This is a genomic window from Formosa algae, from assembly GCF_001439665.1.
Lineage (GTDB): Bacteria > Bacteroidota > Bacteroidia > Flavobacteriales > Flavobacteriaceae > Formosa > Formosa algae.
In genome coordinates this window covers 39105-50355 of record NZ_LMAK01000020.1, presented here as the reverse complement: position 1 = coordinate 50355, position 11251 = coordinate 39105, and the positions used below count along the sequence as shown (strand labels likewise).

The 11251-nt window shown below is 35.7% G+C and carries 8 protein-coding genes, 1 pseudogene and 1 riboswitch; of the genes and pseudogenes, 4 read left to right on the top strand and 5 right to left on the bottom strand.

From position 1 onward, the window contains the following. A pseudogene (locus AST99_RS08295) lies at positions 1 to 596 on the bottom strand (sugar phosphate isomerase/epimerase); the annotation flags it as partial. A 157-nt stretch (positions 597 to 753) separates the two neighbouring features. On the opposite strand from AST99_RS08295, the gene AST99_RS08290 reads away from it, so the two are divergent. After that, positions 754 to 2094, top strand: coding sequence for a GAF domain-containing sensor histidine kinase (locus AST99_RS08290; RefSeq protein WP_083495642.1), 1341 nt, complete (start codon positions 754 to 756; stop codon positions 2092 to 2094). Positions 2095 to 2103: 9 nt separating this feature from the next. Here AST99_RS08290 and AST99_RS08285 read toward each other — a convergent pair whose 3' ends face one another. From AST99_RS08285 to AST99_RS08275, 3 genes are all read right to left on the bottom strand, one after another. After that, entirely contained in the window at positions 2104 to 3414 is a 1311-nt protein-coding gene (locus tag AST99_RS08285; protein WP_057781375.1) for a Na+/H+ antiporter NhaC family protein, read from the bottom strand. Positions 3415 to 3459: 45 nt separating this feature from the next. Further along, positions 3460 to 3557, bottom strand: a riboswitch (SAM-I-IV-variant riboswitch). Between the two features lie 213 nt (positions 3558 to 3770). Beyond that, positions 3771 to 4505 carry a flavodoxin family protein gene (locus AST99_RS08280; RefSeq protein ID WP_057781374.1) on the bottom strand — a complete coding sequence of 245 codons (735 nt, stop codon included), beginning with the start codon at positions 4503 to 4505 and terminating at the stop codon, positions 3771 to 3773. Between the two features lie 83 nt (positions 4506 to 4588). Then, the gene (locus AST99_RS08275; RefSeq protein WP_057781373.1) at positions 4589 to 5026 is read right to left on the bottom strand and encodes a DUF6789 family protein; all 438 of its coding nucleotides are present in this window, start codon (positions 5024 to 5026) and stop codon (positions 4589 to 4591) included. Positions 5027 to 5272: 246 nt separating this feature from the next. On the opposite strand from AST99_RS08275, the gene AST99_RS08270 reads away from it, so the two are divergent. After that, positions 5273 to 6583, top strand: a complete 1311-nt coding sequence (locus AST99_RS08270; RefSeq protein ID WP_057781372.1) for an MFS transporter — start codon at positions 5273 to 5275, stop codon at positions 6581 to 6583. On the opposite strand, the gene AST99_RS08265 is transcribed toward AST99_RS08270, so the two are convergent. Continuing rightward, entirely contained in the window at positions 6564 to 7031 is a 468-nt protein-coding gene (locus AST99_RS08265) for a TlpA family protein disulfide reductase (protein WP_057781370.1), read from the bottom strand. The two genes, AST99_RS08270 and AST99_RS08265, sit on opposite strands and share 20 nt — an antisense overlap. A 195-nt stretch (positions 7032 to 7226) precedes the next feature. Between AST99_RS08265 and AST99_RS08260 the strand changes: the two genes are divergently transcribed. Both AST99_RS08260 and AST99_RS08255 read left to right on the top strand, forming a co-directional pair. Then, positions 7227 to 9911 (top strand): DUF2339 domain-containing protein, encoded by a 2685-nt coding sequence (locus AST99_RS08260; protein WP_232301600.1) that lies wholly within the window; start codon positions 7227 to 7229, stop codon positions 9909 to 9911. Continuing rightward, positions 9895 to 11136, top strand: coding sequence for a DUF3999 family protein (locus tag AST99_RS08255; RefSeq protein ID WP_057781367.1), 1242 nt, complete (start codon positions 9895 to 9897; stop codon positions 11134 to 11136). Before AST99_RS08260 ends, AST99_RS08255 begins: the two co-directional genes overlap by 17 nt. Positions 11137 to 11251: the final 115 nt, after the last annotated feature.

Here is an 11251-nt window from a genome sequence, read left to right as displayed (position 1 = left end):
TTAGTAGCTTCTAAAATGGGTATTAAATCCCAAACTGGGGCGCCCACATTCATGCCCGAATTGTTCTGATAACCACCAACCAATCCTAATTCTGAATTGACCCTTTCTAGAACTTTTGCTTGTTGGGCGTATAGTAGCTGACTCTCTGTAATTGAACGATCTTCTGGATACTTTAACCAAGCCGTACGGTAATGGGTAAAGCCCAACTGACTGGCTGTTTTTAAAACGGTATGTTGTATAGGGTCTGTAATATCCCAAACGTTAGTGGACATTAATTGAGGCGATAGTCCGTGTTTTGTCATCGCTTCAACCGCTTTTGGTAATTCGTCTGTCACGCGTTCTGGTAACACATGTCCTTTTGGTCGTACTGTTAAATCTACACCATCAAACCCCATTGCAACTGTTGCTGCTGCCATTGCATTATAATCTAAGAACTGCAAATGTTTAGAAAACAAATGTACTTGTAAAGATTCTGGAGCAGAACATTCAATGGGATCTAAGGCTTCTTGAAACGATAATAATGGCAGGCCGACTAAACCCAATGCCGATAGTTTTGAAAAGGTTCTTCTGGAATAGGTGGTGTGTTTTGTACTCATAATTAAAAGGTTAGTTTGAACCCATTAAGGTACTTCTTTTTTAGCGTATTACGGTTGCTGTTAGAAGGTCTTTTATTGTTTAAATTTTTATATTAGTTCGGATAATTGTATCTTTAAAAGTGCCGTTAAATTTTAGATACACTACTAAACCTAGAACATGCAAGACAAACCTACCAACGACATCCAAAAACTATCTGGGCATTTTGAGAGTCAGCCACCAGCAGCTTTAAATCAATCTGAAAAAGATGCGATTATAGAACGCCAGCTGCGTTTTCAGCAATTACTTATCAGTATTTCTACCACTTATATTAATTCCGATTTATCTGATATAGATGCGCTTATTAATACCTCTTTACACCAAATAGGAGAATTCGTAGCTTCGGATAGGAGTTATATCTTTTCATATGATTTTGTAAATAATACGGCCTCTAACACCTATGAATGGTGTGCTGAAGGTATTGCGCCTGAAATAGAGCATTTACAAAACGTGCCAATGGATTACATTCCGGATTGGGTTGAAGCGCACAAGCAAGGGGTACCGTTTTATGTGGAAGATGTAAGTTTATTACCCGATGATGGTGAATTGGGTTTAAAAGCGGTTTTAGAACCTCAAGGCATTAAAAGTTTGATTACCATACCTAAGTTTGAAAATAACGAATTGATAGGTTTTATAGGTTTTGATTCGGTACAGCATATAAATAAGTACGACGATAACGAAAAAGAAATTCTCTTTGTGTATGCCAATATGTTGGTAAATGTCAGGCAACGGAAGGAAACAGAATTACGGATTCAAGCACAAGAACGAAAAAAAGAGGAGTTATTACAACATTTATCTTTACAGAATGAAGCTTTAAATGAATATGCTCATGTGGTGTCTCACGACTTGAAAGCCCCGCTAATTAACATACATACGCTAATTGGCTGGTATATGGAAGATCATCAAGACACCTTAAGTGCGCAACAATTAAAACCATTAGAACAGGTCTTGTTTAATGTAGAGAAAATGGATTTCTTAATCCGCGGGATTTTAGATTATTCTACAATTGAACGTTTAGAATCAGACGATACCACCATAGATTTTAATGTGATAATAACAGATGTATTGCAAACGCTTTTAGTACCTAGCCATATTCAGATTCAGGTGCAAGATCACTTACCTAAATATCGTGGAAATACGTGGCGTTTTAAGCAAGTTTTTCAGAACTTAATTCAAAATGGCATCAAATACAACGATAAACCGACGGGTGAAATTAGTATTGGTTGTACCGAAACGGCAGACGATTTAATGTTTTCTATCCGAGATAATGGTATGGGCATTCACTCCAATTACTTTGATAAGATTTTTAAAGTCTTTACCAAATTAGAAAGTACAGGCTCATCTTCTGGGATTGGACTTTCTATTGTCAAGAAAATCATATCTCATTACCATGGTGAAATTTGGCTAGAGAGTACAGAAGGAGCAGGCAGTACGTTTTATTTTACCCTTCCAAAACTTTAAATCTAAAGTTTATTGGCGTTTTAAAAATGCTAACGGTTTTAAGGTGATAAATGCAATAGTATATAGAAATAATAAGAGTAAATACCACGTATTACTCACTAAATCCAGATAATCTATTTGACCTTTAGAGAAACTCAAAATCATTAAAACTTGTGCACCATAGGGTAATAAGCCTTGAGAAATACAAGAGAAAATATCTAGAATTGAAGCTGTTTTTTTGTTGTCTAAACCATATTCGTCATTAATAGTTTTACTAATTGGTCCTGCAATTATAATTGAAACCGTATTGTTTGCAATGGCCATATTTATAGTACTTACCAAGGTTGCAATACCTAGTTCTGCGGTCTTGGTGCTGCTAATACGTTTTCTTATATGCGTTAAGATGTAAGCAATTCCACCATTGCGTTCTACTAAGGCAGCTAAACCACCAGTGAGTAAGGATAATAGGAATATTTCCGTCATGTTTGTAAAACCATCATAAGTAATTTTAGTGGCTTCTAATAAAGAGAAATCCCCATAAATAATCCCTAAAAGTCCAGCAGTTAGTGTCCCTAAAAGTAAAGTCACGAATACATTTACACCAACTATTGATAATATAATAACTAGAATATAAGGTAGTATTTTTATAATGGAATAGCTGTACACCACTGTTTCTGTAGCTTCAGATTTAAGTCCTAAGCCCTGAAATATTAATAATACAACAGTGAATAGGGCAGCAGGTATGGCTATTTTGACATTCTGCTTAAACTTGTCGCTCATTTTAACGCCTAAAGATTGGGTTGCTGCAATGGTCGTATCCGAGATGACTGATAAATTATCACCAAACATACTTCCGCCTAATAATGCACCACAAAGTATGGCTAAATCTGCACTACTTTTATCTGCAAAACTCACGACTATAGGTGCTAAAGCGACTATGGCTCCAACAGATGTTCCAGTCGATACTGATAAAAACCCAGCAATAATGAATATCCCCACATAAATATATTGAATGGCAATATAATCTAAGCCCAGATTAACAATAGCATCAACACTACCCGTTTCATTTGCTATGGCTGCAAAGGCACCCGCGAGTAAATAAATTAAACACATGGTTAAAATTTTGGTGTCCCCGCAGCCTTTCAATAGTGTTTCAATTTTTGAATTGATAGACTGTTTAAACATAATAAATGCTACGATAATACCACCAATAACAGCAATAGGTGAGGGTAAGGCATAAAAATCGTCTTGATAAATCCCTACGCCTAAAAACGTAAGTACAAAAACGAGTAATGGAATTAAAGCGGTAAACTTTGGAGTATTGGGTATAGTATGGTCCATATGAGATGCTTTTACAAGAAGATGAGTCGCAAATAATAAGACATTTGGATTAACATTTGTTCCAATTAATTGGCTTATCTCTTTAGCACCTTGCTTGTTATTGCAGGTTGCTATCTCCTTGTTTGAGATTCTTGATAATTATTTTAAGCCGGCGAAAATACTATATTAAATAATACAATACCTTTAAAAAATGTTAATTTTAATAGGCTGTGTTTTTGTGAAGTGTATTAGCTGTTCTTGTTTTTTGTAGACATTCTTTATGGTATTTATATATAACTATATATAAACTTATAAATTAAACAAAAAAAAGCTTTAATGCTGTTGTAATTAACAAGATTAAAGCTTTTTAAGTGTGTTTATCTATATTCTGGATTGGAGAAATTCCAACGTGTACCATCATCCCAAGCTTCCCTTGAATTTCCATATGCCGGATAACCCTTTTGTGCTTTTAGCATTTTGGCAAGATGCATTAAGTTATAACTCATAAAGGTTGTATTTCTATTGGTGAATTCGGAGTCGTAGCCCACTGGCGGATCTATAGTTTCGCCTTTCCATTCGGTATCGCCATAACTAGGTCCAGGTCCGACCGGTCCAATCCAACCCGCATCTGCTTGTGGCGGAATACTATATCCTAAATGTTGTAAAGCATATAGCATGCCCATAGCACAATGTTTTACACCATCTTCATTTCCTGTAATAATACAGCCACCAGCTTTACCATAATATACATATTGGCCTTTATCGTTTTGATAGCCACTCATGGCGTATAAGCGTTCAATTAATTTAGACGCAACCGAAGAGCGTTCTCCTAACCAAATGGGTGTCCCGATAACTAAAATATCGGCAGCTTTAATTTTTTCGTAAAGGCTTGGCCATTCATCTTTGTCATAACCTTCTTCTGTCATATCTGGTTGTACTCCCGGAGGAATATTGTAATCTGCAAGGCGAATAACTTCCACAGAAACGCCTTCAGATTTCATAATATTTATAGAAACATCCATAAGGTTACGGGTGTGACTTTCAGCAGGTGATTGCTTTAAAGTACAGTTAACAAATACGGCTTTTAAATTACTGAAATCTATGTCTTTCATAAGTTGTTGTATAAAATTAATATTGCTTTTAAATTCTTGATTTATATGTGGTGTATTTAATTATATGGACGCTAATTATGATATTAAAAGGCATGAAGTACATTGTTTTCTTCTATTAACATGGCGGTTACTATACCAAACACAATGTGTCCGACAAGCATTACTATTAATTGCCAAAGCACAATATCATGTACTAGTGATATTTGAAATAACATATTTAAAATGAAGATACTTGTTTGTGCTATAATTAGAGAAAGTATACCATACGTAGTTCCTTTTAAACAGATATTGTGCATGTGTATTTTGGGTGCAAAAATAAATCCATATCCCATTCCAAAAAGTATCCCGATCGCAAAATGTAATACCCAGCCTAACACCAAAGACACACCTAAGATATCTGATAATAATTCCCAAGGTGCCATCTTTGGCATTCCTATAACAGGTGCGATTATCAAAAACATGGTCATTGCTACAGTTCCTAAGATTCCTGCAGCGGCATATTTTGGCATTAAATTGATCATATAACTTTTATATTTACGTATTCAATCGGATGTATTTAAAATCCGATGACTTTTTTTTCAAGTTAGAAAGGATAAGAGGTTTACATTGATGCATTCGAATATACTATTGCCGTTATTCATGTCACGTGGGATTTATTAAAGATCTAAACCAAGTTAAAAACGGATTAATTTTAGTGTTAAAAAACGGACCTATTACTAAAGAACAATCAATTAAATGGCTTACTTTTAAGGGCTTTAAAATCAATCATGTCTACGCCCAATTCTTACTCCTTCGTCAATCCCAATAAAGTCCCTTTTTTTTACGGTTATGTTGTGCTTGTTATAGGAAGCTTAGGTGTTTTGGCTAGTATTCCTGGACAAACTGTAGGAGTGTCTGTGTTTACAGATCCGGTAAAAGATGCTTTAGGTTTAAGTCGGAATCAGTTTAGCAATGCCTATATGATCGGTACGTTGTTGAGTGCATTCTTTGTGTCTAAAGCCGGATTATTATTCGATCGTTTTGGAGCGCGATATGTGGCTTTTGGTGCAACTATTCTTCTAGGGTTTTCATTAATGTTGTGTGCAGTATCTGTTCAAATGAGTGAACATATGCAATCCTTTTTGGATATTCATTCATGGACAGTTCCATTTGGTATCATGTGTGTGTTGTTTTTTTTAATTCGATTTAGCGGACAAGGTGTGCTGACTATGGCATCTAGAAACATGATTATGTTGTGGTTCGATAAAAATAGGGGGAAAGTTAATGCCGTAAGTAGCGTGACCGTTTCTTTAGGGTTTTCGAGTTCACCTTTAGTAATGAATTATTTGATAGATAACCACGGATGGGAACGCAGCTGGCAAATTCTTGCTGTAGGTTTGTTCCTTTTTAGTTTTTGTATTCTTCAATTGTATCGTAATAAACCTGAAGATTTTAATCTGGTTCCCGATGGTGTCCGAAAACATATTAAGAAAGTGGCAGATACTCCAAAACAAATAGTGAAGGATTTTACTTTAACTGAAGCAAAACGCACCCGTGGCTTTTGGATGTTTGGTTTAATATTGGCATTTAATAGCTTCTTTGCTACGGGATTCACCTTTCATGTGGTGTCTATTTTTGCAACGCAAGGCTATGATAAGTCTCATGCCATTGCTATTTTTATTCCCATATCCATCATTGCGCTATCAGTCTCTACATGTTGTAATATTTTAAGTGATTACATCAGTCATAAAATATATTTGTATATCATGTTAACCGCAGGAGTTTTGGCGGCAAGCGGTTTAATTGGATTATCTCATCCGTTAGGTATTTACGGATTAGTAGCTGGTTTGGGAATTATGAGTGGGCTATTTGCAGTGATTAATGCTGTAACATGGCCGCGTTATTATGGACGACTACATTTAGGAGCCATTAGCGGAAAGGTGATGAGTTTTTTAGTGATTGGAAGTGCCATTGCTCCAAGTCTGTTCAGTTATTGTTTTACCACGTTAGGCTCTTATGCCTATATCGGATATATTGCTTTGGCGTTTTTACTATTTTTAATATTAGGATCGGTAGTAGTTAAGAATCCTCAGCAGTAGCCTCATGGCTTGTATTTCCTGCTAGACTCTCTAAGGCATAATGCAAGCGGTTTTGGGCGTTATCTTGAGAGCCGAAAATAGACCGAAATAATGTGCCATCTTCAGCAATTAGTAACCATTGTGGTGTCCCTTCTGCATGAAACTGATCGAACACCTGATGTTGTTTATCTATGTATATTGGAAACGGTACTTCACCACTTGTAAAGACTTGTTTTATATTGTCTTTTGTGCCTTCTCTGTTTACAAAATCGGCATGAATACCTATCACTTGTATGTTGGGAAATGTCTGCTGAAACTCGTAAGCCAAAGGAATAGCGCGTCCCGTACATCCTAAACAATCGTTGTTGTATATAATAACTAACAACACTTTGTTTTTATAAGCAGACATTAGATTTACAGGAACATCTTCTAAGTCTAAAACGGGTATGGATGTTATGGGAGTCTGCATTGCACATTTTTATATTAAGATGAGTACAAATTTAAGGATTTAATTGCTGTGATTTTCCCCTTTTTTAATCTGTATTATGGAACTTAATTATTAAAATTTACTACAATCAAGCTTCCGTTACATCATAAGTCATAATCTTAAAATAAATACTACATTGCGTATTATCTCTGTAGGAGAATCTTAATTACTGAGTTTATGGAATATTTTCTGTCTTGTATTATTATACTTTTATTAATCCTTCAAAGGTCTCGCTCTCATAAAGATCGGACTTTACTACAGGACGATATAGCGCGTTTAAACGATAAGATAAATCGGTTGTCAGATGCATTATCGTCAGATACATCTTCTAAAACTGTTGAAAAAGAAACGGTTAAGCCTGTTGAAACGGAGCATGTCGAGGTTCCTGTAGACTTTTCATACGCAGAAGAAAGTGTGTATTCAGAACCTATAGAAACGCCTTATATACCAACGTATAAAAAAGCTGCAGCCTTATCTGTTAAGGATATGAAGGTGATTAGATCTCTTTTTGAAACAGCAGAAGCTACTACAGATTATACACAACTTGCACCATTACGAGCGAAAATTATAGACGTTTTAGGGTTAGATGATATGCCATCGCAATCTGATATGACATTTATACGTACTATAATCGCCGATTATGATTATTATCAAGCACAGCCGTTAGATGAGTCTGCAGCTACAGAAACAAAAACAGAGGAAGCATCACCAACACCACAAGTTGAGGCGGCAGAGCCAGAGCTTTATACCATGCCAGAACCTTCAGAATCTGAGGCGCCAACACTTTCACTTTGGGAACGTTTTAAACAAAAGAACCCTGATTTAGAGAAATTTATTGGGGAGAATCTAATTAATAAAATAGGTATTCTAATTCTGGTGTTAGGGATTAGTTATTTTGTGAAATTTGCGATTGATAAAAACTGGATTAACGAACCTGCACGTGTAGGGATTGGTATTTTAGCGGGAAGTTTAGTGTTATTTATAGCGCATAAACTCCGAAAAAAATATGCACCATTTAGTTCGGTGTTGGTAGCTGGAGCCATTGCTATTTTTTACTTTACCATAGCCATTGCGTTTCATGAATACGGCCTCTTCGGACAAGAAGTCGCCTTTGCCATTATGGTTGTAATTACTGCCTTTAGTTGTTTAATTTCCTTGTCGTATAACCGCATGGAACTCGCTATACTCTCACTTATTGGTGGTTTTGCTGTACCTTTTATGATTAGTACTGGCAGTGGCAACTACCTGGTACTGTTTACATATATCGCTATTTTAGATATTGGAATACTGACTTTAGCCTATTTTAAAAAATGGCAACTATTACACATACTGGCGTTTATATTTACTATGGTATTGTTTGGCGGTTGGGTATTAAAAGATCAACTAACAGATGCACCACATCACTTCGGTGCTTTAGTATTTGGTTTTGCATTCTATATCATTTTTATCATTACCAACATCATTAATAATTTACGCGATAAAGGCCGCTTTACTACTATACAATTAAGCATGCTAACCATTAACAATTTTGTGTTTTATGGTATAGGTATGTATGTGTTAACGGCATTTAAACCTGAATATACAGGTGCTTTTACAGCGCTTTTAGCCCTATTAAACATGGGGTATTCTGTATTGTTGTATAAGAAGTTTGGTTTAGATAAAAGAGGTATTTACTTGTTAATAGGCCTCAGTTTAACCTTTATAACGTTGGCTATTCCGGTGCAGTTCTCAGGACATAGCATAACGATATTTTGGGCTGTAGAAGCGGTCATGTTGCTTTGGTTGTCTCAAAAATCACAAATAAAAAGCTATAGTTTTGCGACTGTTATTGTACAAACTTTAATGGTTGGAAGTTTGATTATGGATTGGGAAGTGTATTTTAATGCTTCCGACTTAGCCTTAATTCTGAATCCTATATTTATAGCTGGACTTTTAGTCGTAGCGTCTTTTGTAGGCGTAAACGTATTATTGCGTAAAGACACAGAAATCATATCTAAATTCGGCTTACATTTTAAACCGGTTACTTATAGACAACTAAGTGGTAGGCTTGCTGTAATCTTTGCATATATTGTTGGTTTAGCAGAAGTTGTTTACCAATCTTTAGCGTATTACGATTTTGAAAATACCATAGCCATTTCTGTGTTTTATCATGTGGTCTTTACCACTGTATTTTGTGCGGTATTGTATAGAAATGCATCAGTTAAAGCCATTAGACTTATTAATATCTTGGCGGTCTTAAATATTTTCGCTTTTGCCGTATTGTTTATTCAGCTTCCGCTTGCAGAATTAGAGGATAATGTTGCTTATGGTTTAGATTCTACTTTGGCATATTATCTGCATTTGGTGTCTTTAGTGTGTATGGTGTATTTCTGGATACTGATTTACAAAACCAATACGCCTAAAAAGGTGTTTCAGATCTTTAATCATAAATTAGCATTGTGGTTTGCTGTATTTATTTTGGTGCTCATTGCGAGTAACGAAGTGATTTTACAAGGGTTGTATATGATGGATTTCTCAACAATTTCAGATGAATTTACAAGTGCTTATGAGCAGTTTTACGCCGCTAAGTATAAGATTATAAAAACGGGACTTCCAATATTATGGGGTGTACTTGCTTTTGGCTTGTTATTATGGGGTATCAAAAAACAGCTGAAACACTTACGTATTATTGCGTTATCACTTTTAGGACTGACTATTGTTAAGCTGTTTGTGTACGACATCAGTAATGTGTCTGAAACCGGAAAGATTATCGCCTTTATATTATTAGGAGTACTTATCTTAGTTATTTCATTTATATATCAAAAAATCAAAGTTTTAGTCACCGATGAAGACAATACAACAGAACATGAAACTATGGATTAAATTGTGTGTGCTACTTAGTGTGGTTTCTGCCTTTGGTCAGCGTCCCACTATCACTGGTAATTTAGACACTGTACCTGCTGATGGGTTATATCTTATTCCCATATCACATTCAGTGTTATCTTATGCGCAATCTAATTTAAATGACTTTAGGATTTGGGATGCGACAGGGCAACAGGTGCCGTATTTTATACACCCAACTCGTGCATATAGCCGGACTACGGTGTCTAATTTTAGCGCTTTCGATATTCTATCTAATACACGAGTAGGCGATAGCAGTTCTGTTTATATCTTTAAAAACCCTAAAGCAACTCTCACCGAAGCTGTACTTTCTATAGCCAATTATCAGGGCAATAAAGGGTATCAATTAGCTGGAAGTTATGATACTAAGCAATGGTACGGACTCGTTAATAATGGTTTGCTTCAGGATTTAAATCATGCTGATGCAACCAGTGTATATAAAGTCATTCAGTTTCCTAAATGTGACTATCCGTATTTAAAATTGGTGTTTGATGATGCACAGTCTTTACCCATAAATCTGATAAATATCGGAACAGCATCAGCCGAAATGGTAAATTTGGTTCCTGTAGATAAAGAGGTGCTTCCACTAGGATCTATATCTTATACAGAGCAAGATAAAAGCACACAAATTCAAATCCGTTTTGCAGAGCCAGAAGTTGTCAATCAGATTTCCATGGCCATTACATCACCTGAGTTGTATAGCCGACAAGCTAAAGTATATACTTTACGTGAACGCGAAGTGAATCATGTTATGGAAACATATACTAATGTGATTACTAGTTTTGAGATCCGTTCCGATGCGCCTTTGGTTTTTGATATTCCGATGCTAAAAACAAAAGAATTGTATATAGAGATTGAAAATAAGGACAATCCTAAATTAGTTATTCCTCAAATTCAACTGTTACAGACTCCAAAGTATGTGGTTGCACATTTAAATGCCAAGCAAGCTTATACGTTTTCGGCAGGCGATCCCGAATTACAAGCTCCAGAGTACGATCTCTCAGAAGTAGCCCAAACCCAAACACGCGCTTTACCTGTAGTCCGTATGCGTAGTTTAACCACTGTAACTCCAGAAAAGCCACAGACAGAGCCAATATCTTTATGGCAACAACCCTGGTTTATGTGGTGTTGTATCGGGATATCAGCAGCTATCATATTGTATTATGCGTTTCATTTAATTAAAGATTTAAATACCAAAGCAGGTTAATCATTTTTTTTATTGACTTTTCGTAGATTTCAGCCTAGTAAAACAACAATTTTAAGACCTAAAATCGGCTAATCTGCTATTTTATTTAAGGACCTACAGAGTGAAAAATATCACA